Here is a 23,871-nt window from a genome sequence, read left to right on the forward strand (position 1 = left end):
CGTCGGAGCCTCAGGAAGACATCGCCGCGCGGTCGGCCGCACTGCGGAGAACGCAGAACTCGTTGCCCTCGGGGTCCGCGAGGACGACCCAGCCAGCGCCATCGGGTTCCCGGCGATCGTCCACGAGGGTGGCCCCAAGGTTCAGCAGCCGCTCGACCTCGTCCTCGCGCGTGGTCTCCGGACGCAGGCACAGGTGCACCCTGTTCTTGATCGTCTTCGGTTCCGGCACCTGGTTGAAGTGCAGCCGCGGGCCCTCCGGCAGCATCACCTCGGTCTCTGGATCACCTGGCCTGTCGTCCCGACCCAGGGGACAGCCGAGCACCTCGCTCCAGAACCGGGCCAGCTCGTAGGCATCCGCGCAGTCGATCGCCACGTTCTGCAATACCGAGACCATGCGCGAGAGCTTGCCCGAAGCACCGCTCGGTGCGCCAGAATTCGCGGCCAGAGCACCAGAACGTTCGTAACCGGCTCCAGGAACGTTTCTGCCACCGTTCGAGACGCTGGGCGGAACATCCGGTCTCAGGCGCGGAGTCGCAGTCCTTTCGGGGTGGCCCGGAAGCCGGCGTCCTGGAGGACCGTGGCGAGGTTCGAGGTGAGCGCCACCTCGCCGTCGGCGCGTTGGACCGCCAGCTGGCCGAGCCAGCCCTCCCGGACGGCTCGGGAGAGGGCTTCGGCGGCCGCGCGCAGGGTGGGGTCGTCGTCGGTGAAGGAGAGCAGCGAGCGGCCGCCGCGCTCGACGTACAGGGCGGGTACGCCGTCGACCAGGACCGCCAGGGCGCCGGCCTTGCGGGCGGGGCGGTGCTTGCCCTCGCCGAGCGGGTCGGGCCAGGGCAGGGCCGCGCCGTAGGGTTGCGCCGGGTCGGCCGCGGCCAGGACGCGGGACACCGTGTCCTCGGGAGCGGGTGTGCCGTCCGAACGCGACAGTGCGCGCAGCCGGTCGACGGCGCCACGCGCCGCGAACTGGGACGCGCCCAGGCCCTCCACCACGTACCCGCGAACGATCTGGCCGGACTCCTCCATCGCCCGCAGCACCTTGTACACCGCGCTGAACCCACCGCTCACCCGCTCGGTGTCCAGCGCCCCCCTGGTCAACACGCCGTGGCGCTCCAGAAAGGACTCAGCGCGGGCGTGCGCCCGACGGGTCGGGTCGGCCTCCCGGGGCGTCACCAGCGACCAGCGGCCGGCCGCCGTCGGAGGGCCGGTTCGGCTGGGCATCGCCGCGCGGGCGCCGCGCAGCCTCGCGTACCGGCCGCGCGGTGTGGAGGCGCGTGCCTTGTGCGCCGCACCCCGGCCGGACACCAGCGCACGCAGCGGCGCGATCGTGTCGTTGGTGACCAAGCCCGCCCACACCAGGTCCCAGAGCGCCCCGAGGGTGTCCGCGTCCGACGGTGCCGGCGCCCCGCCGTCGAGGAGCACCGCGCCAGCGCGGTCGGCGAGCTGGCGGAAGAACAGCGCCCCACCGTCCATCGCGGACAGCAGGGCCGTGTGCAGCGGGGTGTCCGGGACGACCTCCTCGACGCCGGGCAGCAGCAGGTCGGCCACGTCCGTCGGCGCGAGCGCGACCCAGCCGTCCCCGCCGGCCAGCGAGCCCGTGCCGCACCAGGTCACCTCGCCCGCCGTGGTCAGCTCGTCGAGCAGAGCCGGCGCGTAGCCGGGCAACCGCGAGGGCAGCACCAGCGACTCCAGCCCGCTCGCCGGCAGCGGAGCACCCGCCAGCTGCTCCACCACCGACAGCACGTCGTCGGCCGTCGGCGCGGCCCGCAACCGCCGGCCCACCCCGTGCCAGGCGGGCAGGAAGCGGCCGAGCGCGGCCGGCTCCACCGGCTCGACCTCGGCCCGCAGCTTCGCCAGTGACGCCCGGCGCAGCCGCCGCAACACCTCCGCGTCGCAGTACTCCGTGTGCACCCCGCCCGGCCGCAGCTCTCCGCGCACCATCCGGCCCGTCCCGACCATGCGGTCCAGCACGGCGGTGACCACCGCGACGCCGAGACCGAAGCGCGCCGCGGCGTCCGCCGCCGGGAACGGGCCGTGCGTGCGGGCGTAGCGGGCCAGCAGATCCCCGAGCGGGTCGGCGACCGGTTCGGTGAACGCCTCCGGGACGCCGACGGGCAGCGCGGTACCCAAGGCGTCGCGCACCCGACCCGCGTCCTCGATGATCACGAACCGCTCCTCGCCCGCGATCCGCACCCGGATGATCCGCCGCTGCCGTTCCAGCTCGGTCAGCCACTCCGGCCGCACACCCCGCGCCGCGGCCTCCTCCTCGGACAGGTCGCCGAGGAACCGCAGCAGGTCGGCCGCGTCCTCCGCGTGCCGCGCCGCCCGCTCCGGGTCCAGCCGCCGAAGCGAACGTTCGACCTCGGCGACCACCTCGGCGTCGAGCAGCTCCCGGATCGCCTCCGAGCCCAGCAGCTCGGCGAGCAGCGAGCTGTCCAGCGACAGCGCCGCCGCCCGCCGCTCGGCCAGCGGCTGGTCGGCGTCGTAGAGGAACATCCCCGCGTACCCGAACAGCAGGCTGCGGGCGAACGGCGAGGCCGACTGCGTCTGCACCTCCACCACCCGCACCCGCCGCGCCCGGACGTCGGCCATCAGCTCCCGCAGCCCGGCGACGTCGTAGACGTCCTGCAGGCACTCCCGCATCGCCTCGAGCACGACGGGGAACCGCTCGTACTTCGCCGCGACCGACAGCAGCTGGGCCGAGCGCTGGCGCTGGCGCCACAGCGGTGTCCGCCGGCGCGGGTCGCGCCGCGGCAGCAGCAGCGACCGGGAGGCGCACTCCCGGAACCGGGAGGCGAACAGCGCCGACCCGCCCACCTCCGCGACCACGATCTGCTCCACCTCCTCCGGGTCGAGCACCACGTCCTCCGCGCTGGCGGTGATCTCCCTGCCCTCGTCGTCGACCATGTCGGCCAGCTGGATCACGATGCCGTCGTCGGAGTGCGCGACCCGGCCCTCCACACCCCGCCGCTCCCGCAGCCGGGCGCCGATCGCCAGCGCCCACGGCGCGTTCACCTGCGCGCCGAACGGCGAGTGCACGACCAGCCGCCAGTCGCCCAGCTCGTCCCGGAACCGCTCGATCAGCACCGTCCGGTCGTCCGGGACGTGCCGGGTGGCCTCCTTCTGCTCGGCCAGGTACGCGATGAGGTTGTTCGCCGCGAGCTGGTCCAGCCCGGCATCGGCGGCCCTGGCCCGCGCCCGCTCCTCGGGCATGCCCGACAGCTCACGCAGGAACTTGCCCAGCGCGCGGCCCAGCTCCAGCGGCCGGCCCGGTGAGTCGCCCTTCCAGAACGGCATGCGCGCCGGTTCGCCCGGCGCCGGCACCGCGATCACCCGGTCGTGGGTGATGTCCTCGATCCGCCAGGAGGACGTGCCGAGCAGGAACGTGTCACCGACCCGCGACTCGTACACCATTTCCTCGTCCAGCTCGCCGACCCGCGAGCCCGGCCCGTTCTCCCCTGGCGGGGTCATCACCGTGAACAGGCCCCGGTCGGGGATCGTGCCGCCGGAGGTGACCGCGAGCCGCTGCGCCCCCGGCCGCCCGCGCAGCTCGCCGTTGACCCGGTCCCAGGTGATCCGGGGGCGCAGCTCGCCGAACTCCTCGCTCGGGTAGCGCCCGGCCAGCATGTCCAGCACCGAGTGCAGCGCGTTCTCCGGCAGCGCGGCGAACGGGGCCGCGCGCCGCACGACCGCGGCCAGCTCCTCGACGGCCCACGGCTCCAGCGCCACCATCGCGACCACGTGCTGAGCCAGCACGTCCAGCGGGTTGCGCGGGTAACGCATGGACTCGATGGCGCCCTCGGCCATCCGCTCGGCGACCACCGCGCAGGACACCAGATCCCCGCGGAACTTCGGGAACATCACCCCGCGGGAGACCGCGCCCACCTGGTGACCGGCCCGGCCGATCCGCTGCATCCCCGAGGCGACCGAGGGCGGTGCCTCGATCTGCACGACCAGGTCGACCGCGCCCATGTCGATGCCCAGCTCCAGCGACGAGGTGGCCACCACACAGGGCAGGCGCCCGGACTTGAGGTCCTCCTCGACCGAGGTCCGCTGCTCGCGCGACATCGAGCCGTGGTGCGCCCTGGCGATGGTCGGCGAGGCCACCCCCGCCGCCCAGCCGGACTCGGCGATGGCCTGGGCCGGGAACCGCCCCACGTCCGCCGGGTACACCGGCCGCTCCTCGGCCAGCTCGTTGAGCCGGGAGGTCAGCCGCTCGGACAGCCGCCGGGAGTTGGTGAACACGATCGTCGACCGGTGCTGGCGGACCAGCTCGAGCACCCGCTCCTCGACGGCCGGCCAGATCGAGGGCCGGCGCGGGCCGCCCGGTTCGCCGGTCAGCTCCTCCAGCATGCCGATCCCGCCGGGCAGGTGCGCGGGGACGTCCGGGTCGGGGGTGAACGAGCCAGGGTCCGACGGCGGCGGCGGCCCGTCGAGCTCGGTCATGTCCTCCACCGGGACCACCACGCGCATCTCGATGGTCTTGCCGATGCTCGGGGCGACCACCGTCACCGGCCGGGTGCCGGCGAGGAACGTGCTCACCTCGTCGATCGGTCGGACCGTCGCGGACAGGCCGATGCGCTGGGCGGGCCGGGGGAGCAGCTCGTCGAGCCGCTCCAGCGAGACCGCGAGGTGCGCCCCGCGCTTGGTGCCGACCACCGCGTGCACCTCGTCGACGATCACCGTCTCCACGCCGCGCAGCGAGTCCCGCGCGGCGGAGGTCAGCAGCAGGAACAACGACTCGGGGGTGGTGACCAGCACGTCGGGCGGGGTGCGGGCGAACGAGCGGCGCTCCTCGGCCGGGGTGTCGCCGGTGCGCATGCCCACGGTGATGCCCGGCTCGCCCAGGTCGAGCCGGCGCATCGCCTGGCCGATGCCGGCCAGCGGCGCCCGCAGGTTGCGCTGAACGTCGACCGCGAGCGCCTTGAGCGGCGAGACGTAGAGCACCCGGCAGCGCCGCGTCCGCTCGGCCGGCCGAGGGCTCGAGGCCAGTCGGTCCAGCGCCCACAGGAACGCCGCGAGCGTCTTGCCCGACCCGGTGGGTGCGACGACCAGCGCGTGCTCCCCGGCCGCCGCCGCGCGCCAGGCGCCCGCCTGCGCCTCGGTCGGCGCCGCGAACGCGCCGGCGAACCACTGTCTGGTCGCCGACGAGAACAGGTCGAGCACGTCGGAGGTCACGTTGTCCATCATGAACCGCGGCACCGACAGTTTTCTCCGGCCCGGGCGTCACCGGCGGTAGTACACCCGCGACGCGGTGCCGGAAGTGCGGGACCTGTCCCACAGCGCCGGTCCCGCATGGCAGCATCTCCTGCACACGGTGGGTGCCGCCTGGGCAGGAGCGGGCGGGCCCGGATGAGGGGAGCGACGTGAACGTCCTGTCGGTGGATCTCGGCACGTCCAACACGGTCGCCGTGCTGGCCGCGTACGGACGTCCACCGCGGGTGGTGGATGTGGACGGCGCGTCGATGATGCCCTCCGCGGTCTTCGCCGACGAGGACGGCAAGATCGTGGTCGGCCGGGATGCCGAGCGGCGGGCCAGGTTGGACCCGGCCCGGTTCGAGCCCAACCCCAAGCGCCGGGTCGACGAGGGCACGCTGCTGCTCGGCGACCAGGTCGTCCCGGTCACCGACGCGCTCGCCGGGGTGCTGCGCCGGGTCGTCGACGAGACCTCCCGGCAGCTGGGCGGCGCGAAGCCCGACGAGGTGCGGCTGACCCACCCGGCCCAGTGGGGGCCGGTGCGGCGCAACGTGCTGCTGTCCGCGGCCCGCCAGGCGGGGATGGGCGCCAACCTCGTGCTCGTGCCGGAGCCGGTCGCCGCCGCCGCGCACTTCGCCTCGTTCCCCGGCCAGACCCTCGCGCCCAACCAGGCGTTGGCCGTCTACGACCTGGGGGCCGGCACGTTCGACGTGGCGATCGTCGGCGCCACCCAGAAGGGCTTCGTCGTGCTCGCCGAGGCGGGCCTGCCCGACCTGGGTGGGCTGGACGTGGACCAGGCCCTGCTCGAGCACGTCGGCCGACAGGTCTCCCACCGGGAGCCGAGCCGCTGGCAGAGCATGCTGCGGCCGGTGAACACGGCCGACCGGCGCGCGCAGCGGGCCCTGCGCGAGGACGTCAAGGCGGCCAAGGAGTCGCTCTCCCGCCACCCGCAGACCGAGGTTCCGCTACCGGAGCCGTTCGACGACGTGCTCGTCACCCGGGTCGAGCTGGAGGCCCTGATCCGGCCGGGGCTGCTGCGCAGCGTCGAGTTGCTCGCCGGCACCATCCGCTCCACCGGCATGACCCCCGACCGGCTCGTCGGCATCTACCTGGTCGGCGGCTCGAGCCGGATCCCGCTGGTCGCGACGCTGATCGCGGAGCAGCTGCGGGTGGTGCCGACCAGCCTGGACCAGCCGGAGACCGCCGTCGCCCTCGGTGCGCACCACGTGCCCCAGGAGGGCGTCACGATGCGCACCAGCGACATCAGCAACACGATCGAGGACGCCCAGCGCACCAGGCAGGTGGTCACGCCGCGTCCGGGCACCTACCCGCCGCAGGCGCCGCCGACCGGGGCGACGCCCGTGCAGAGCGCCTTCCCGCAGAGCGGCCCGCAGCGCGTCCCGACCGGTCCGCCCTCCGGCCCGACACCGGTGCCGCCGCGACCACCCGGTCCGCCCGCCGGGCCCAACCCCTCCTTCGTCCCGCACGCCGCGCGGCCGGCCTCGAGCGGGTCGAGCAACAAGCCCTGGTACATCGCCACGGCGGTGGTCGCGGTCGTGGTGATCGCGGTAGTCAGCATCCTGATCGCCACCTCGGGCGGCTCCGGCGGGGGCTCGGGCACCTCGGCCGAGGGCGGCTGCGACAACCGCCAGCCCGACGACAAGGGCTTCAGCGGGTGCATGCGTGAGCTCGCAGGGTCGGTGATCGAGCACAACGAGTGCTCGTCGGGTGCGGTCAACCCCACCGGCGGCGCCTCGCTGGAGACCCAGGGCGCCACGACCGCGTCCTGCACGATGGACGACGGCTTCACCGTCATGTACATGCACTTCGGCTCCTCGGAGAACGCCGACGGCAGCGAGGCCTCCGGGCAGGACAACGCCCGGCAGTACGTGGACACGATCAACGAGCAGCTGGAGTCCCTGGCCGGCCTCGGTGTCGAGCCGGAGAACGGCGAGTGGAGCGGCGACGGCCTGACCGGCGACTACACGGTCTTCGAGGCCCAGGGCCTCGGTGTGCTCGTGTTCCAGGCCACCGACTCGCCGGTCGTCGGGGTGCTCATGCGCACCGACAGCGCGAGCTCCGACGGCGGGTCGCTCGAGACCTTCTACGACGAGCACGTCAAGCCGGGCACAGACGGAGGCGCCTGACCGTGATCGTGCTGTCGGTGGACCTGGGGACCTCCAACACCGTCGCCGTGCTCGCGGCGCACGGGCGCCCGCCGCGCGTGGTGGAGGTGGACGGGGCGGCGACCATGCCCTCCGCGCTGTTCGCGGCGGAGGACGGGAGCCTGGTCGTCGGCCGCGACGCCGAGCGCCGGGCCAGGTTGGACCCGGCCCGGTTCGAGCCCAACCCCAAGCGTCGGGTGGACGAGGGCACGCTGCTGCTCGGCGACCTCGTCGTGCCGGTCACCGACGCCTTCGCCGCCGTGCTCGGCCGGGTCGCCGAGGAGACCTCCCGGCAGCTGGGCGGCGCGAAGCCCGACGAGGTGCGGCTGACCCACCCGGCCCAGTGGGGCCCGGCGCGGCGCAACGTCCTGCTCGCCGCCGCCCGCCTTGCCGGGTTCGGCCCCGACCTGGTGCTGGTGCCCGAGCCGGTCGCGGCCGCCGCCCACTTCGCGTCCTTCCCCGGCCAGGCGCTGCCGCCGGGGCAGGCGCTCGCCGTGTACGACCTCGGGGCCGGCACGTTCGACGTGGCGATCGTGGGCGCGACGCAGAGCGGGTTCGCCGTGCTGGCCGAGAACGGCCTGCCCGACCTGGGCGGGCTGGACGTGGACCAGGCCCTGCTCGAGCACGTCGGCCGGCAGGTCTCGCACCGGGAGCCGAGTCGGTGGCAGAGCATGCTGCGGCCGGAGTCCACGGCGGACCGGCGAGCCAGGCGCGCGATGGCCGAGGACGTGAAGGCGGCCAAGGAGTCGCTCTCCCGCCACCCGCAGACCGAGGTTCCGCTGCCGGAGCCGTTCCCCGACGTCCTGGTTACCCGGAACGAGCTGGAGGCCCTGGTCCGGCCGAGCCTGCTGCGCACGGTCGAGCTGCTGGCCGGCACCATCCGGGCTACCGGGCTCACGCCCGACCGGCTGGCCGGCATCTACCTGGTCGGTGGCTCGAGCCGGATCCCGCTGGTCGCGAACCTGATCGCGGAGCAGCTGCGGGTGGTGCCGACCAGCCTGGACCAGCCGGAGACCGCGGTCGCGCTGGGCGCCCACCACGTGACGCAGGAGGGCGTCAGCCTGCGCACCAACCGGCTGGCCGGCCAGCCGTCCACCGGTCCCCATCCGACCGTCCAGCCCACCGGCCCGCAGCCGACCGTCACGCCGCCCGCCTATCCGACGCCGCCGGGCGGCGGGCCGATGCCCGTGCCGGTACCCGCGCCGGCGCCCCCCGCGCCGGCGCCGGGCCGGCGCCGGATGCTGGTCGTCGCGGCCTCGGTCGTGGTGCTGGCGGTCGCCGTGGTGGGGGCGCTGCTGCTGTTCCGGTCCGAGAGCGATCTGCCGACCGCCGAGAGCTGCCGGGAGAAGGGTGAGGTCGACAGCGCGGGCTTCAGCAGCTGTCTGCGGCAGCTCGCCGGCGCTGTCGCCGACGGCGAGTGCCAGCCCGCCGACGCGGCGTCGGGGGCCGACGTGTCCTGTGCCCTGGCCGAGGACTACCGGGTCAACTACGCGCACGTGGCGTCGGTGGACGACGCGCGGGAGGTGGCGAACACGCAGCTCGCCGACAAGACCGAGAGCGACCACGTCGAGGCCGACTGGCGCGGCAACGGCCTCGACGGCCGGTTCCGGGCCGCGGTCAGCGGCGGCACCGGGGTGCTGGTGTTCACCGTGAAGGACCGCCCGCTGGTCGGGTGGCTCACCAAGACCGAGCTGCGTGCCTCGGACGAGTTCACCCCCGACGCCATGGCCGACTTCTTCGCCGAGCGCGTCCAGCCGGGGACCTGAGATGCCCTACCTCGGACTGGTCACCCTCGTCGTGCACGACTACGACGAGGCGATTGCCTTCTACGTCGGCGCGGTCGGCTTCGAGCTGCGTGAGGACACGCTGCTCGCCGACGGCAAGCGCTGGGTCGTCGTCGTCCCGCCGGGGGCGAGCGAGACCGGGTTGCTGCTGGCACGGGCGGACGACGAGGCGCAGCGGACCCGGGTCGGGGACCAGACCGGCGGGCGGGTCGCCCTGTTCCTCGCCACCGACGACTTCGCGCGGGACCACGCCAGGATGGTGGCGAACGGCGTCGTGTTCGACGAGGAGCCCCGGCACGAGCCCTACGGCACGGTCGCGGTGTTCCGCGACCTGTACGGCAACGCCTGGGACCTCGTCCAGCCCGTCTGAGTCCGGGGTCCTGGCCAGGTCAGCGGCGGTTGCGCAGGGCGCGCACGCCCAGGACGATCGTGACGAGCAGACCCGCCACGATCGCGATGTCGAGCAGGATCGACTCCAGGCTGGTCGGTGCCATGACCGCATTCTCGCGGGTCTCGTAGGCTGGTGTCGATGCGAATCACCGCCTTCCGGAAGATGATGGCCGACGAGTTCGGCGAGATCAGGGCCGACATGCTGGCCCGCGACCACGTCTTCGGCGCGTTGGGGAACCGGACGGTTGACCAGGCCCTGGAGGCCGGGGTGCCCGCCAAGGAGATCTGGCGCGCCGTGTGCGACACGTTCGAGGTGCCTCCCGAGCGCCGCTGAGCGCGGGCAGGGTACACCTCGGCGTGTCGCGGGAGCGTCGAACAGACGTTCGGCTAGCCTGGTTGTCCACAACCGGGTCAACCATCCACAGGTCGCCCCCGGCAGCCCGAAACTGTCGGTCCGGCCCCGTAGCGTCGACAGCGTGAGTTCGAAGCGGTCCCGAAACAACCAAGGTGGATCTCAGATGGCACCAGCAGCACCCGATCGCGCGAAGGCGCTCGACCTCGCCCTCGCCCAGATCGACAAGAACTTCGGCAAGGGCTCGGTCATGCGTCTCGGCGACGAGAGCCGTGCCCCGATCGAGGTCATCCCGACCGGCTCCATCGCCCTGGACGTGGCACTCGGTATCGGCGGGCTCCCGCGCGGCCGCGTGGTCGAGATCTACGGCCCGGAGTCCTCCGGTAAGACGTCCCTGGCCCTGCACGCGGTCGCCAACGCGCAGCGCGCCGGCGGCATCGCCGCGTTCATCGACGCCGAGCACGCCCTGGACCCGGAGTACGCCAAGGCGCTCGGCGTGGACACCGACGCCCTGCTGGTGTCCCAGCCGGACACCGGTGAGCAGGCGCTGGAGATCGCGGACATGCTGATCCGCTCCGGTGCGCTCGACATCCTCGTCATCGACTCGGTCGCCGCGCTCGTGCCCCGCGCCGAGATCGAGGGCGAGATGGGCGACAACCACGTCGGTCTGCAGGCCCGCCTGATGAGCCAGGCCCTGCGCAAGATCGCCGGCGCGCTGAACAACTCCGGCACCACGGCGATCTTCATCAACCAGCTTCGCGAGAAGATCGGGGTGATGTTCGGGTCGCCGGAGACCACGACCGGTGGCAAGGCGCTCAAGTTCTACGCCTCGGTGCGCCTGGACGTGCGTCGCATCGAGACCCTCAAGGACGGCGGCGAGCCGGTCGGCAACCGCACCCGGGTCAAGGTCGTGAAGAACAAGGTCGCCCCGCCGTTCAAGCAGGCCGAGTTCGACATCCTGTACGGCAAGGGCGTCAGCCGCGAGGGCTCGCTGATCGACATGGGCGTGGATCAGGGCATCCTGCGCAAGTCCGGCGCCTGGTACACCTACGAGGGCGACCAGCTGGGGCAGGGCAAGGAGAACGCCCGCAAGTTCCTGCGCGACAACCCCGACGTGGCCAACGAGATCGAGAAGCGCCTCAAGGACAAGATGGGCATCGGCGCGAAGCTGGACGCCGAGGCCGAGCCGGCTCCCGCGCCGGTCGACTTCTAGGGGCGTGGCCGCCCCGCGAGCCCGGGGGACGGGCACCGACTCGTCCTCCGGCGAGGATCCGGCGCAGCGGGCGAAGGACATCTGCCTGCGCCTGCTCACCGCCCGCCCGCGCACCCGGGCGGAGCTGCGCCAGGCCCTGCTGCGAAAGGAGATCGACGAGGAGGTCGCCGACCGCGTCCTGGGCCGGCTGGACGAGGTCGGCCTGGTCGACGACGCGGCCTTCGCCGAGCTGTGGGTCCGCTCGCGGCACACCTACCAGGGCCTGGGGCGCCGCGCCCTGGCCACGGAGCTGCGCCGCAAGGGCGTCGACGAGTCCGTGGCCGCCGAGGCGGTCGCCGCCGTGGACGCCGACGCGGAGGAGTCCCGGGCCCGCGAACTCGTCCGCAAACGCCTCCGCTCGCTCACCGCGTCCGACGAGCCCACCCGCATCCGCAAACTCGTCGGCATGCTCGCCCGCCGCGGCTACCCCGAAGGCCTGGCCTTCCGAGTAGTCCGCGACGAGCTCCGTGCCACCGGCACCGACACCACCCTCCTCGACGACGCACTCTGACGTTTCGCCCCGGCGGCCTGGGGGCCGGGGTGACGGGCTTGTCCCCTGGATGCGGTCGCGCGGCCAGGTTGGTGCGGGCGCGCAGCGAACGGACTCGGTATGACTTCCCGGCGGGTCGGCCCGGACCGCGCCCGCCGCGTGGCCTGGCTGTGGGCGACGTGGCTGGCCCACCTACGTCGAGGGTCCTGCCGGGGGTCGGATGCGGTGGCGCTGCCCGGCCTGGCGACCCACTGCTCGGGTGGCTGCCGCCGTCGGGGATTTGTTCTCGAAAGCCGGCCCACCTTCGGACCGCTCCGCCGTCCGAACCGGAGAGCGGCTCGGAGGGCATCGCCGGAGGAACGCCACCCGGAGGGTGGGTTGTCCCGCGAGCCGGCACTCGCGGCATCGTCGGCCCTTTGGTCATCGGCCTGGAGGTGGCCCGTCGGGCAGCGGTGGGCGCGACGACGTGTCCCGCTCCCGCGGCGGCTCGCTCGGGCGGTCTCGACGTACTCGGCGCCGACGTCGCGGTTGTCGCGGTCGTTGCGGGCGGCCAGCACGAGCGCTGTCGGCCTCGAGGATCACCGCTTGCCACCGGCCGCGAACGTGCGTGCCCCGTCGAGCACGGCACGTGCGCGCGGATCACCGGACAGTCGCGTCGAAGCAGGGCAGAGCGGGCTCGGCGCATGCCACGGCGTAGGCGCTGAACTGCCGCGGCTCCGTCGGGGTGCGCTCGATCGGCTGGCGCCGGTCGGCGGTGTTCACCGGACGGCCATCTCGTCGCCGGGATGGCTGGGGCCTCGTCGCTGGTTCGGGCAGGGTGCCGGGAAGGAACCCGCCACGGCGTCACCTGAGCGTCGAGTCCACGTGCGACGTGCACGCGGACAGTCCTCTGTGGCTGATCGTCTGCCCCGGTCCGCCCCGGGTTCCGTCCACGGGGTGATCCCCCGAACGGGGGAGCAGAACCACAGCGAGACGGCGTCTCACAAACGATTCAGGGCACTCCTGACCGGCATTACAAACACAGTTGTATACAGAATGCACTAGCAGAGAGTGTTCCACGTAACACCCTGCCCGGGCCGTCCCGCGACCACGGCAACCGAGGAGTACGGTCACCTCGTGACCAGGTGCCGAAGCCTGCCCAACGTGCCCCAGCGCACCTTCGGCACAGGTCGGCGACCCCTCGTTTCCCATCGTGTGGTACTTCTCCATTCGCCACCGACGGCACCGTTGGCGGCATGGCGCCGTTCGGCGGTGTGACACGCGGAACGCCGCCGCCCACGACGAACACGGTTAGTCTCTAACAATCAAATTCTTCGTTCTGGAGTCGAGGACACAATGAAGGCAGGCGTCGGTGCCCCCGGTCGGGCGCAAATACCAGAGCGCACGCTTCGCACCGACCGATGGCGGATCTATCCGCTGACGACCGGCGCGATCCTGCTCTTCTTCATCGCTTACGCCACGGTCCGCATCTTCATGAACAAGTGGTACTGGGCGCCGGAGGAGCACTACCTCACCCCGATCTACTCGCCCTGTCTGAGCGAGTCCTGCGTCCCCGGCTCCAGCCACTTCGGCACGCCGCTGCCGGAAATCCCGTGGTTCCTGCCGATGGCGATCATCACCTTCGTCGTCCTCGCCGGGTTCCGCGGTACGTGCTACTACTACCGCAAGGCGGGCTACCGCTCGCTGTTCATGGCGCCCGCCGCGTGCGCGGTTCCCGAGCCCCACAAGAAGTACACCGGCGAGAGCAAGTTCCCGCTCGTCCTGCTCAACGCCCACCGCTACTTCTTCTACGGCGCGCTCGTCTTCGCCGCCATCAACGTCTACGACGCCGTACTCGCCTTCCAGGGCAAGGACGGCGGCTTCGGCATGGGCCTCGGCACGGTGATCATCCTGATCAACCTGGTGATGCTCACCGCCTACACGCTCTCCTGCCACGCGTGCCGGCACATCGTCGGCGGCCGGTTGAAGAACTTCTCCAAGCACCCGCTGCGCTACCGCTACTGGACCTTCGTCTCCAAGCTCAACGCGCGGCACGGCCAGTACGCCATGATCTCGCTGTTCACGGTGATCCTGACCGACGCCTACATCATGGCCGTCTCCGCCGGGTGGATCACCGACCTGCGGATCTTCAACTAAAGAAGGAATCATGGTTCAGGTTCAGGTCGAACGGTTTCCCTACGACGTCGTGGTGATCGGCGCCGGCGGCGCCGGCCTGCGGGCCGCCATCGAAGCCCGCGAACAGGGCAAGCGCACCGCGATCGTGAGCAAGTCGCTCTTCGGCAAGGCACACACGGTGATGGCCGAGGGCGGCTGCGCGGCCTCCATGGGCAACGTCAACGCCAAGGACAACTGGCAGGTCCACTTCCGCGACACGATGCGGGGCGGGAAGTTCCTCAACAACTGGCGTATGGCCGAGCTGCACGCCAAGGAGGCCCCGGACCGCGTCTGGGAGCTGGAGACCTACGGCGCGCTGTTCGACCGCACCAAGGACGGCAAGATCAGCCAGCGCAACTTCGGCGGCCACACCTACCCCCGCCTCGCGCACGTCGGCGACCGCACCGGCCTCGAGATGATCCGCACGATGCAGCAGAAGATCGTCTCGCTGCAGCAGGAGGACTTCGAGGAGTACGGCGACTACGAGGCCATGCTCAAGGTCTTCCCCGAGTGCACGGTCACCGAGCTGATCAAGGACAACGACCGGATCGCCGGCGCGTTCGCCTACTGGCGCGACAGCGGCAAGTTCATCCTCTTCGAGACCCCGGCGATCGTGCTCGCCACCGGTGGCATCGGCAAGTCCTTCAAGGTGACCTCGAACTCCTGGGAGTACACGGGGGACGGGCACGCGCTCGCCCTGCGGGCCGGCGCCACCCTGATCAACATGGAGTTCGTCCAGTTCCACCCGACCGGCATGGTCTGGCCGCCCAGCGTGAAGGGCATCCTCGTCACCGAGGGCGTCCGGGGTGACGGCGGCGTCCTCAAGAACTCCACCGGCGAGCGGTTCATGTTCGGCTACATCCCCGACGTCTTCAAGGGACAGTACGCGGAGACCGAGCAGGAGGCCGACGGCTGGTACAACGACCAGGACAACCACCGCCGCACGCCCGACCTGCTGCCCCGGGACGAGGTGGCCCGCGCCATCAACACCGAGGTGAAGGAAGGCCGCGGCTCACCGCACGGTGGCGTGTTCCTCGACATCGCGAGCCGCCTGCCGGCAGAGGAGATCCGCCGCCGGCTGCCCTCGATGTACCACCAGTTCAAGGAACTGGCCGATGTGGACATCACCGCCCAGCCGATGGAGGTCGGGCCGACCTGCCACTACGTGATGGGCGGGGTCGAGGTCGACCCGGACACCGCGTCCTCGGTCGTGCCCGGCCTGTTCGCCGCGGGCGAGGTCGCCGGCGGCATGCACGGCTCCAACCGCCTCGGCGGGAACTCGCTGTCCGACCTGATCGTGTTCGGTCGCCGGGCCGGTCTCGGCGCCGCGCAGTACCTGGACTCGCTGGACCAGCGCCCGAAGATCTCCGAGTCCGATGTGGATGCGGCGGCCCACCGCGCGGTCGCGCCGTTCGACTGGCCGTCCGAGGGCCAGGCGGAGAACCCGTACACGATCCACGCAGAGCTCCAGCAGTCGATGAACGACCTGGTCGGCATCATCCGCAAGGAAGAAGAGGTCCAGCAGGCGCTGGACAAGCTCGCCGAGCTCAAGGAGCGGGCCCGCTTCGTCGCGGTCGAGGGGCGCCGTGAGTTCAACCCCGGCTGGCACCTCTGCCTGGACCTGCGGAACATGCTCCTGGTGAGCGAGTGCGTGGCGAAGGCGGCGCTCATGCGGACCGAGAGCCGGGGCGGCCACACCCGCGACGACTACCCCGCCATGGACAACCGGTGGCGGAACAAGCTGCTGGTCTGCTCCTCCGACGAGCACGGCACCAGTGCCGAGGTCGTCGAGAAGCCGCAGGAGCCGATGCGCTCCGACCTGCTCGAGCTCTTCGAGCTCGCGGAGCTGGAGAAGTACTTCACCGACGAGGAGCTGGCGCAGCACCCGGGGAGGGTCGCACAGTGAGCTACAAGGCGAACTTCAAGATCTGGCGGGGGGACGACACCTCCGGCGAACTGCACGACTTCATCGTCGAGGTGAACGAGGGCGAGGTCGTCCTCGACATCATCCACCGGCTGCAGGCCACCCAGGCCCCGGACCTCGCCGTCCGGTGGAACTGCAAGGCCGGCAAGTGCGGGTCCTGCTCGGCGGAGATCAACGGCAAGCCGCGGCTGCTCTGCATGACCCGCATGTCGGTGTTCACCGAGGAGGAGACGGTCACCGTCACCCCGCTGCGCACCTTCCCCGTGGTCCGCGACCTGGTGACCGACGTGTCCTACAACTACCAGAAGGCACGCGAGGTCCCGTCGTTCGCGCCGCCCAAGGAGCTCGGGCTCGGCGAGTACCGGATGAAGCAGCAGGACGTCGAGCGCTCGCAGGAGTTCCGCAAGTGCATCGAGTGCTTCCTCTGCCAGAACACCTGCCACGTCATCCGCGACCACGAGGAGAACAAGGAGAACTTCTCCGGGCCGCGGTTCCTGATGCGGGTGGCCGAGCTCGAGATGCACCCGCTGGACACAGAGGACCGGGTCCGGGAGGCGCAGGACGAGCACGGCCTCGGCTACTGCAACATCACCAAGTGCTGCACCGAGGTCTGCCCCGAGCACATCAAGATCACCGACAATGCGCTGATCCCCATGAAGGAGCGCGTCGCCGACCGCAAGTACGACCCGATCGTCTGGCTGGGCAACCAGCTGTTCCGCCGCGGCAGCAAGCGCTGAGCCGGGTGAGCTGAACGAGAAGGGGGCGGCCCATCGGCCGCCCCCTTCGTCGTCTCGTGTGGACCGGGTCTAGAGCCCGCCCGCGGTGTTCTCTCCGGTGGCCCGGCCGGTCAGGTGCATTCCGGGCGCCTGTTCCTCGATCATGTCGGTGCCGAGCACCGCGCCGGAGCCCTTCTTGCGCCGCCGCAGCCGCCTCTCCAGCCAGCTGGCGAACCAGCTGAGCAGCGAGTTGATGAGGATGAACAGGACCGCGATCACGATCAGCGTGGCGATCGCGTTGCCGCCGTAGTACGACTGCGCCGGCCGCGCCTGGTTGATCAGCTCGCCGAAGCCGAGCAGCGCACCGCCCAGCGCCGTGTCCTTCACGATCACGACCAGCTGGCTGACGATCGCCGGCAGCATCGCGGTGACCGCCTGCGGCAGCAGCACGTTGCTCATCAGCTGGCCCTTGCGCAGGCCCACGGCGAGCGCGGCCTCGGTCTGCCCGCGGGGCAGCGAGAGGATGCCGGCGCGGACCACCTCGGCGAGCACCGAGGCGTTGTAGATCACCAGGCCGGTGACCACCGCGTAGAGCGGCCGGATGTCCCGGTCGATGTCGGTGAACAGGGCATACGCCTCGTTCGCGAAGAACATCATCAGCAGCACCGGGATGGCGCGGAAGAACTCCACGATCGCGCCCGCCGGGCGGGCGATCCACCAGTGGTCGGAGAGCCGGGCGATGCCGAACAGCGCACCGATCGGCAGCGCCATCAGCATCGCCAGACCGGCCGCGATGAGCGTGTTCTGCAGACCCGGCAGGAGATAGGTCGTCCAGGCCTCGGTCCCGGCGAGGTAGGGGCTCCACTTGTCCCAGTCGAGCTGGTTCTTGTCGTTCATCGCGCTGATGACCCACCACAGGGCCGCGAGGAGGGCGATGGCGAACAGAACCGTGTAGAACGCGTTCCGGGTCCTGGCCTTGGGGCCGGGTGCGTCGTAGAGAACCGAGGGCGCGCTCACCGCTTCACCGCCACCTTCTTGGCCACCCAGCCCAGCAGGAGCCCGGTCGGCAGGGTCAGGATCACGAAGCCGAGCGCGAAGATCGCCGTGACCAGGAAGATCGCGTCGCTCTCGTTCTCGATCATCTCCTTCATCAGCAGCGCGGCCTCGGCCACGCCGATCGCGGCCGCCACCGTCGTGTTCTTGGTGAGCGCGATGAGCACGCTGGCCAGCGGGGCGATGACCGACCGGAACGCCTGCGGCAGCACCACCAGCGTCAGCACCTGCAGGAAACCGAACCCGAGCGCGCGTGCCGCCTCGGCCTGGCCGACCGGCACCGTGTTGATGCCCGCGCGCAACGACTCGCAGACGAACGTCGAGGTGTAGGCGATGAAGCCGAGGACAGCGAGGCGGAAGCCCGACTCGTCGAAGTCGTCACCGCCGAGCGTCCACCCCAGCGTCGTGCTCAGGCCAAGCGAGCACGCCACGATGATCACCGTCAGCGGGGTGTTGCGGACGATGTTGACGTAGCCGGAGCCGAAGGCTCGCATGACCGGGACCGGGCTCACCCGCATGGCCACCAGGATCGTGCCCCAGATGAGCGAGCCGATGGCCGAGAGCACGGTCAGCTGCACGGTCACCCAGAACGCGCCCAGAATGTCGTAGTCTTCGCTGAAGAGGTCGAACACGGCCTATCGCACCCTCGCCCACATGTGAGGGCGGTGGCGCACCGCCTGTGCGACGCGCCACCGCGTTGTCGATCGTTACTGCCCGATGAGCTACTTCTCGGTGATCTCCGGCGGCTCGGGAGCCTCGAAGCCGGCCGGTCCCAGGTTCTTCTCGATGGCGTCCGCCCAGGCGCCGTCGTCGAACATCTTCTGGATCGCGGCGTTGATGTCGTCGCGGAGCTCGGTGTTGCCCTTCTCCAGGCCGACGCCGTAGTTCTCGTCGCTGAAGCCCTCACCCACGAGCTTGAACTTGCCCTCGTTCGCGGCGGCGAGGCCGGCGAGGATCGTGTTGTCGGTGGTGATGGCGTCGACGGCGCCGCTCTCGAGGCCGGTGACGCACTCCGAGTAGCCGCCGTACTCCTGCAGGTCCACCTGGTTGGCGAACTCGTCCTTCACCCGCTGGGCGGAGGTGGAGCCGGTGACCGAGCAGAGCTTCTTGCCGTTGAGCGAGTCCGGACCGGTGATCGACGTCTCGTCCGCGCGGACCAGCAGGTCCTGGTGGGCGATGAAGTACGGCCCGGCGAAGTCGACCTCCGCCTTGCGCTTGTCGGTGATCGAGTAGGTCGCGACCACGAAGTCGACGTCGCCGCGCTTGATCAGGTTCTCGCGCTCGGCGGAGGGGGCCTCGACCCATTCGATGTTCTCCGCCTCGACGCCGAGCTCGTTGGCGATGTAGGTCGCCACGTCCACGTCGAAGCCCTCGTAGCCGTTCGGCGTCTTCTGGCCGAGGCCGGGCTGGTCGAACTTGATGCCGATCGTCAGCGACTCGGCGCCGCCCCCACCGCCGCCGCCACCGCCAGTGTTGCCACCGTCGTCGTCACCCCCGCCGCCACAGGCCGCGAGCGCCAGGCTGGCCGCCGCGACCACAGCGCCGGCCCGCAGAACTCGACTGAACCGCATGTTCGTCCCTTTCGATCTGTCCACCCGCGACGCGTGCGCACCTCGGGCGGCGTGTCAATCCCTCTGGTCAGTGCGTCAGGATCTTGCTGAGGAAGTCCTTGGCGCGCGCCGACTTGGGCGCGGTGAAGAACTCGTTCGGCGTGGCGTCCTCGACGATGTCGCCGTCGGACATGAACAGCACGCGGTTCGCCGCGTTGCGGGCGAAGCCCATCTCGTGGGTCACCACGAGCATGGTCATCCCCTCCGCGGCGAGGGTGCTCATCACGTCGAGCACCTCGTTGATCATCTCCGGGTCCAGGGCCGAGGTGGGCTCGTCGAACAGCATCACCTTCGGTCGCATCGCCAGCGCCCTGGCGATCGCCGCGCGCTGCTGCTGGCCGCCGGACAGCTGGGCGGGGTACTTCTCCGCCTGGTTGGCGATCCCCACCCGCTCGAGCAGCTCCATCGCCGTCCGCCGCGCGTCGGCCTTGGGGGTCTTGCGCACCTTGAGCGGCGCGAGCATGACGTTGTCGACGATCGTCTTGTGGGCGAAGAGGTTGAACGACTGGAAGACCATCCCGACGTCGGCCCGGAGGTTCGCCAGCTCCTTGCCCTCGGCCGGTAACGGCCGCCCGTCGATCTCGATCAGGCCGGAGTTGATCGGCTCGAGGCGGTTGATCGCGCGGCACAGGGTGGACTTGCCCGAGCCGGAGGGGCCGAGGACCACCACGACCTGGCCGCGGGGGACCTCGAGGGTGATGTTCTTGAGGACGTGCAGTTGTCCGAAGTACTTGTCCACCTCAACCATCCGGATCATCGGTGGTGTGGTGTTCACTTCGGTCATCGATCCTCCACGCGCTATCAGGCCAGGTGTGCAGGGTAGCGGCCGGGTAATGGCGGGAAACCTACCCTCCTTCGGGTCGGGATTGATGCCGCTTGGGCCACACCCAAGGTCTCAACTCGGTCACACGGGTACGCTCGACAGCTGAGATGAGCACGCGCACTTACCAGGTCCGCACGTTCGGGTGTCAGATGAACGTGCACGACTCCGAGCGGCTGGCCGGCCTGCTGGAGGACGCGGGGTACCGGCCGGCCGTCGATGGCGGCGTGCCCGACGTCGTGGTGCTGAACACCTGCGCCGTCCGGGAGAACGCCGACAACAAGCTGTACGGCAACCTGGGCCACCTGCGGCCGACCAAGCTCGCGAACCCCGGCATGCAGATCGCCGTCGGCGGCTGTCTCGCGCAGAAGGACCGCGGCGAGATCGTGCGGCGGGCGCCCTGGGTCGACGTCGTGTTCGGCACGCACAACATCGGCTCGCTGCCGGTGCTGCTGGAGCGGGCGAGGCACAACGAGCGGGCGCAGGTGGAGATCCTCGAGTCGCTCGAGGTGTTCCCCTCCACGCTGCCCGCCCGCCGCGACTCGGCCCACTCCGGCTGGGTGTCCATCTCGGTCGGATGCAACAACACGTGCACCTTCTGCATCGTGCCGTCGCTGCGCGGCCGGGAGCGGGACCGGCGGCCGGGCGAGGTGCTGGCCGAGGTCGAGGCGTTGGTCGCGGAAGGTGTGCTCGAGGTCACGCTGCTGGGGCAGAACGTGAACTCCTACGGCGTCGAGTTCGGCGACCGGCTCGCGTTCGGCAAGCTGCTGCGGGCCTGTGGGGGCGTCGACGGTCTGGAGCGGGTCCGGTTCACCTCGCCGCACCCGAAGGACTTCACCGGCGACGTCATCGCCGCGATGGCCGAGACGCCGAACGTGTGCCACCAGCTGCACATGCCGCTGCAGTCCGGATCGGACCGAGTGCTGCGGGCCATGCGCCGCTCCTACCGCCAGGCGCGGTACCTGTCGATCATCGACGAGGTCCGGGCGGCGATGCCGGACGCGGCCATCACCACCGACATCATCGTCGGCTTCCCCGGGGAGACCGAGGAGGACTTCCAGGAGACGCTCGACGTGGTGCGGGCCGCCCGCTTCTCCAGCGCGTTCACCTTCCAGTACTCCAAGCGTCCCGGCACCCCGGCCGCGGAGCTGCCCGACCAGCTCCCGAAGGAGGTCGTCCAGGAGCGCTTCGAGCGGCTGATCGCGGTGCAGGAGGAGGTCTCCTGGGCGCAGAACCGGGCCCTGGTCGGCACGACGGTCGAGGTGCTGGTGTCGACCGGGGAGGGCCGCAAGGACGCCGACACCCGGCGGATGAGCGGGCGCGCCCGGGACGGCCGCCTGGTGCACTTCACCCCCGAGGGCGCGGCGTCGCCGATCCGGCCGGGGGACCTGGTGCACACGAAGGTCACCTACGGGGCGCCGCACCACCTCGTCGCCGACGGGCCGGTCGTGGCCCACCGCCGGACCCGCGCGGGTGACCACCACGAGGCCGGTCTGCGGCCCAGGACGTCCGGCGTCGGCCTCGGCATCCCCTCGTTCGGCCCGCCCGCCCAGACCCCGGAGCCCGTGGGCGGATGTTCGGTTCAATGACCGCGGGCAGGCCCGACTCGCCGGACCCGGAGGACGCGTTGGCTCGGGAGATCGACCAGGTGGAGCGCCGGGCGGCGCGGACCGTGGATCTGGGAGCGCGGGCCCTGGTCGTCGCGGTGGCGGTGTTCGTCCTGATCGTGGGGCAGATCCTGCCCTGGTTCGGCGGCGCCAACGGCTTCGAGGTGCTGCTCGGCACGGGGTCGGGCGACGCGACCGGCAAGGCCAGCCTGGTGCCGAGGCTGTTCGCCGCGACCTCGGTGCTGTTCGGCATCCTGACCTCGGCGCTGGCCCTGGTGACCCGGCGGTGGGCGGTGACGTGGGTGTGCGCGTTCGGCGGCTGGTTCGCCTCGGTGGACGGGGTGCTGGCCATCTGGTCGCGCCAGTCCTCCGGCGGCGACCTGGGCATCGGCATGATCGTCGCCGAGGTCGCCACGGTGGTCATCGCCATCCAGTGGTTCCGCACGGCCTGGTCACGTCCGCACCAGGACTGACCACCGCCCGCGCCGGTACCGGCGCGCCACACCGGCCCGGCCGCCCTGGCAGGTGCCGCGAGCCGGACAGCGTCGCCGTCGAACGGCTGGCGGTGTCGCGGAGGTCGTACGCCGGTCCGTCAGTCCCTGCTGGCGGGCAGCGTGTCGTCGTCGAGCGCTCGGCGGCGGGCACGCGGGTGCGGCACCGGCCCGCGGGGTCGCGGTCGGCGTGCCGGCCGCGGGCGCGAGCCCGGCCGATGCCTACCGGCTCGCCACCGCGTTCTCGGCGGCCGCCAGCCACTCGCGCCACTGGGCGGCCTGCGCCTCGGCCTGCTCGGCCCGGCGCGTGTCCCCGGCGGCCCTGGCCTTGGCGGCCTGCGCCTCGAACTGCTCGACCCGCTCCCGGAACTGCGCGGCCCGGGCCTCGGCCTCGGGGTCGGTCTTTCGCCACTGCGCGTCGGCGGCGTTGCGGACTTTCTCCTCGACCGCGCGGAGCTTGCCCTCCAGCTCGCGGATCCGCTCGCGGGGGACCTTGCCGATCTCGTCCCAGCGCTCCTGGATTCGGTGCAGCTGCGCCCGCGCGGCCTCGAGGTCGCCCGAGGGCTTGATCTTCTCCGCCTCGGCGAGCAGCGCCTCCTTGCGCTTCGCGTTCTCCACGAGCTCGGCGTCCCGCTCGCTGAACACGGCCGAGCGGCGGCTGAAGAACTTGTCCTGCGCGGCCCGGAACTGCTGCCAGAGGGCGTCGTCGGCCTCCTTGGGAGCCCGGCCGGCGGCCTTCCACTCGGTCATCAGCTCGCGGTAGCGCGCGGCGGTGCCACCCCAGTCGTCGGACTCGGAGATCTCCTCGGCCAGGCGCACGAGCTCCTGCTTGCGCTCCTTGGCCGCGCCGCGCTGCCGGTCGAGGTCGGCGAAGTGCGAGCCGCGCCGGCGGTTGAACGTGTCCCGGGCCTTGGAGAAGCGCTTCCACAGCTGGTCGTCGGTCTTGCGGTCGACGCCCTTGATCGTCTTCCACTCGTCCAGGATCGCCCGCAGTCGGTCCCCGGCGGCCTTCCACTGCGTCGAGGACTCCGCGATGGTCTCGACCTCGGCGACCAGGTCCTGCTTGCGGGCCAGTGCCTGGTTGCGCGCCTCGTCCCGGGCGTGCTTGGCCTGCTCGACGGCCTGCTGGGCGCGTGAGATGACGTGGTCGACCCGCGCGGCGAGCCCCGCGAGGTCGCCGACCAGGGCGGCGTCGGTCAGGCTCTCCTTGATGTGCTTCGCGTTGGTCAGCGTGTGCTTCGGGTCGCCGGATCCGGCGGTCAGCCTGGCCTCGAGCAGCTCCACCTCGGTGCGGACGTCGTCGAAGCGGCGCGCGTAGTGCGCGAGGCCTTCGGCGGGCTCACCGGCCTGCCACGACCCGACGGCCCGCTCGCCGTCCTCGGTGCGGACGTAGACGGTGCCGTCCGCGTCGACGCGGCCCCACCGGCCGGGGTTGGCCGAGGCCTCGGCGACAGGGCCGGCCGCTGCCGCCGGGGCGGGCACGGCGGCCGAGCGCTGGGTCGTCGGAGCCGGTGCGGAGCCCCCTGGTGCGGGGGCCTCCTCGGTCGTACCGGCGGCCGTGTCCGTCTCCTCGGGTGTCCCGGGCTCGGATGTGGCCGGCTCAGGTGTGGCCTGCTCGGGTGTTGTCGCCTCGCCCGTGGTCTCCGCGGCCGGCTGCTCGGCGACGCCGTTGGCCGAACTCTCGACCGGGGTTGCGCTCGTGTCCTGGCTCGTGTCCCTGTCCGTCATGGCCGGCTCCTCCTGCCTGCGTCGCCCGCGACCGTGCGGGCGCCCCGCTCCCGCGGGGCCTGGCAACGTCGGTACCCGGCCCGCCAAAGGGCCGTAGAAAACGCGCGGTACCCGCGCGCATTCAAACAGGTCACGGCGCGCCCCG

Annotated in this window: 19 protein-coding genes; 11 read left to right on the forward strand and 8 right to left on the reverse strand. The window is 71.6% G+C overall.

The genetic code is table 11. The features are described from left to right. Positions 1–10: 10 nt before the first annotated feature. Positions 11–394, reverse strand: coding sequence for a VOC family protein (locus BU204_RS14225; protein ID WP_075126134.1), 384 nt, complete (start codon positions 392–394; stop codon positions 11–13). 125 nt (positions 395–519) lie between these two features. Further along, a complete protein-coding gene (locus BU204_RS14230; RefSeq protein WP_075126206.1) occupies positions 520–5,184 on the reverse strand; it encodes an ATP-dependent helicase in 4,665 nt (1,554 codons plus the stop codon). Positions 5,185–5,360: 176 nt separating this feature from the next. Here BU204_RS14230 and BU204_RS14235 point away from each other — a divergent pair, with 176 nt between their 5' ends. From BU204_RS14235 to BU204_RS14260, 6 genes are all read left to right on the forward strand, one after another. Next, positions 5,361–7,337: an Hsp70 family protein gene (locus BU204_RS14235; protein WP_075126135.1), complete on the forward strand. Its 1,977-nt coding sequence runs from the start codon at positions 5,361–5,363 to the stop codon at positions 7,335–7,337. 2 nt (positions 7,338–7,339) lie between these two features. Next, positions 7,340–9,121: an Hsp70 family protein gene (locus tag BU204_RS14240; RefSeq protein WP_075126136.1), complete on the forward strand. Its 1,782-nt coding sequence runs from the start codon at positions 7,340–7,342 to the stop codon at positions 9,119–9,121. 1 nt (position 9,122) lies between these two features. After that, a complete protein-coding gene (locus tag BU204_RS14245) occupies positions 9,123–9,509 on the forward strand; it encodes a VOC family protein (RefSeq protein WP_075126137.1) in 387 nt (128 codons plus the stop codon). 159 nt (positions 9,510–9,668) lie between these two features. After that, the gene (locus BU204_RS14250; protein ID WP_075126207.1) at positions 9,669–9,863 is read left to right on the forward strand and encodes a DUF3046 domain-containing protein; all 195 of its coding nucleotides are present in this window, start codon (positions 9,669–9,671) and stop codon (positions 9,861–9,863) included. 184 nt (positions 9,864–10,047) lie between these two features. Then, complete coding sequence (recA, locus tag BU204_RS14255; RefSeq protein ID WP_075126138.1) at positions 10,048–11,094, forward strand: recombinase RecA; 1,047 nt, start codon at positions 10,048–10,050, stop codon at positions 11,092–11,094. 4 nt (positions 11,095–11,098) lie between these two features. Further along, positions 11,099–11,644 (forward strand): regulatory protein RecX, encoded by a 546-nt coding sequence (locus BU204_RS14260; protein ID WP_075126139.1) that lies wholly within the window; start codon positions 11,099–11,101, stop codon positions 11,642–11,644. 618 nt (positions 11,645–12,262) lie between these two features. On the opposite strand, the gene BU204_RS41930 is transcribed toward BU204_RS14260, so the two are convergent. Continuing rightward, a complete protein-coding gene (locus BU204_RS41930; protein ID WP_269844646.1) occupies positions 12,263–12,385 on the reverse strand; it encodes a hypothetical protein in 123 nt (40 codons plus the stop codon). A gap of 573 nt (positions 12,386–12,958) precedes the next feature. Here BU204_RS41930 and BU204_RS14265 point away from each other — a divergent pair. The 3 genes from BU204_RS14265 to BU204_RS14275 are packed head-to-tail and all read left to right on the forward strand — an operon-like array spanning position 12,959 to position 16,438. Next, positions 12,959–13,759 (forward strand): hypothetical protein, encoded by an 801-nt coding sequence (locus BU204_RS14265; protein ID WP_075126140.1) that lies wholly within the window; start codon positions 12,959–12,961, stop codon positions 13,757–13,759. Positions 13,760–13,769: 10 nt separating this feature from the next. Continuing rightward, complete coding sequence (locus tag BU204_RS14270; protein WP_075126141.1) at positions 13,770–15,683, forward strand: fumarate reductase/succinate dehydrogenase flavoprotein subunit; 1,914 nt, start codon at positions 13,770–13,772, stop codon at positions 15,681–15,683. Continuing rightward, entirely contained in the window at positions 15,680–16,438 is a 759-nt protein-coding gene (locus BU204_RS14275) for a succinate dehydrogenase/fumarate reductase iron-sulfur subunit (protein WP_075126142.1), read from the forward strand. Before BU204_RS14270 ends, BU204_RS14275 begins: the two co-directional genes overlap by 4 nt. A 69-nt stretch (positions 16,439–16,507) precedes the next feature. On the opposite strand, the gene BU204_RS14280 is transcribed toward BU204_RS14275, so the two are convergent. The 4 genes from BU204_RS14280 to BU204_RS14295 form a co-directional block, all read right to left on the reverse strand. Beyond that, positions 16,508–17,434, reverse strand: a complete 927-nt coding sequence (locus tag BU204_RS14280; RefSeq protein WP_075126143.1) for an amino acid ABC transporter permease — start codon at positions 17,432–17,434, stop codon at positions 16,508–16,510. Then, the gene (locus BU204_RS14285; protein ID WP_075126144.1) at positions 17,431–18,102 is read right to left on the reverse strand and encodes an amino acid ABC transporter permease; all 672 of its coding nucleotides are present in this window, start codon (positions 18,100–18,102) and stop codon (positions 17,431–17,433) included. The genes BU204_RS14280 and BU204_RS14285 overlap by 4 nt, the downstream gene beginning before the upstream one ends. A 90-nt stretch (positions 18,103–18,192) precedes the next feature. After that, positions 18,193–19,041: a glutamate ABC transporter substrate-binding protein gene (locus BU204_RS14290; protein ID WP_075126145.1), complete on the reverse strand. Its 849-nt coding sequence runs from the start codon at positions 19,039–19,041 to the stop codon at positions 18,193–18,195. Between the two features lie 67 nt (positions 19,042–19,108). Beyond that, a complete protein-coding gene (locus BU204_RS14295; protein ID WP_143229512.1) occupies positions 19,109–19,837 on the reverse strand; it encodes an amino acid ABC transporter ATP-binding protein in 729 nt (242 codons plus the stop codon). A gap of 173 nt (positions 19,838–20,010) precedes the next feature. Here BU204_RS14295 and miaB point away from each other — a divergent pair, with 173 nt between their 5' ends. Next, the gene (gene miaB, locus BU204_RS14300) at positions 20,011–21,489 is read left to right on the forward strand and encodes a tRNA (N6-isopentenyl adenosine(37)-C2)-methylthiotransferase MiaB (RefSeq protein ID WP_075126147.1); all 1,479 of its coding nucleotides are present in this window, start codon (positions 20,011–20,013) and stop codon (positions 21,487–21,489) included. Next, positions 21,486–21,980, forward strand: coding sequence for an Rv2732c family membrane protein (locus tag BU204_RS14305; RefSeq protein ID WP_075126148.1), 495 nt, complete (start codon positions 21,486–21,488; stop codon positions 21,978–21,980). Before miaB ends, BU204_RS14305 begins: the two co-directional genes overlap by 4 nt. 240 nt (positions 21,981–22,220) lie before the next feature. Here the strand turns inward: BU204_RS14305 and BU204_RS14310 are convergent, their stop codons facing one another. Continuing rightward, positions 22,221–23,726: a DUF349 domain-containing protein gene (locus tag BU204_RS14310; RefSeq protein ID WP_083661306.1), complete on the reverse strand. Its 1,506-nt coding sequence runs from the start codon at positions 23,724–23,726 to the stop codon at positions 22,221–22,223. Positions 23,727–23,871 lie beyond the last annotated feature (145 nt).

It is taken from the genome of Actinophytocola xanthii (assembly GCF_001921205.1).
Taxonomy (GTDB): domain Bacteria; phylum Actinomycetota; class Actinomycetes; order Mycobacteriales; family Pseudonocardiaceae; genus Actinophytocola; species Actinophytocola xanthii.

What these genes read in the sequence shown, in the direction of transcription:
- BU204_RS14295 (WP_143229512.1), bottom strand. Translation starts at nt 19,837, where the DNA reads ATGATCCGGATGGTTGAGGTGGACAAGTACTTCGGACAACTGCACGTC.
- BU204_RS14310 (WP_083661306.1), bottom strand. Translation starts at nt 23,726, where the DNA reads ATGACGGACAGGGACACGAGCCAGGACACGAGCGCAACCCCGGTCGAG.
- BU204_RS14225 (WP_075126134.1), bottom strand. Translation starts at nt 394, where the DNA reads ATGGTCTCGGTATTGCAGAACGTGGCGATCGACTGCGCGGATGCCTAC.
- BU204_RS14290 (WP_075126145.1), bottom strand. Translation starts at nt 19,041, where the DNA reads ATGCGGTTCAGTCGAGTTCTGCGGGCCGGCGCTGTGGTCGCGGCGGCC.
- BU204_RS14305 (WP_075126148.1), top strand. Translation starts at nt 21,486, where the DNA reads ATGACCGCGGGCAGGCCCGACTCGCCGGACCCGGAGGACGCGTTGGCT.
- BU204_RS14265 (WP_075126140.1), top strand. Translation starts at nt 12,959, where the DNA reads ATGAAGGCAGGCGTCGGTGCCCCCGGTCGGGCGCAAATACCAGAGCGC.
- BU204_RS14230 (WP_075126206.1), bottom strand. Translation starts at nt 5,184, where the DNA reads ATGATGGACAACGTGACCTCCGACGTGCTCGACCTGTTCTCGTCGGCG.
- miaB (WP_075126147.1), top strand. Translation starts at nt 20,011, where the DNA reads ATGAGCACGCGCACTTACCAGGTCCGCACGTTCGGGTGTCAGATGAAC.
- BU204_RS14245 (WP_075126137.1), top strand. Translation starts at nt 9,123, where the DNA reads ATGCCCTACCTCGGACTGGTCACCCTCGTCGTGCACGACTACGACGAG.
- BU204_RS14270 (WP_075126141.1), top strand. Translation starts at nt 13,770, where the DNA reads ATGGTTCAGGTTCAGGTCGAACGGTTTCCCTACGACGTCGTGGTGATC.
- BU204_RS14250 (WP_075126207.1), top strand. Translation starts at nt 9,669, where the DNA reads ATGCGAATCACCGCCTTCCGGAAGATGATGGCCGACGAGTTCGGCGAG.
- recA (WP_075126138.1), top strand. Translation starts at nt 10,048, where the DNA reads ATGGCACCAGCAGCACCCGATCGCGCGAAGGCGCTCGACCTCGCCCTC.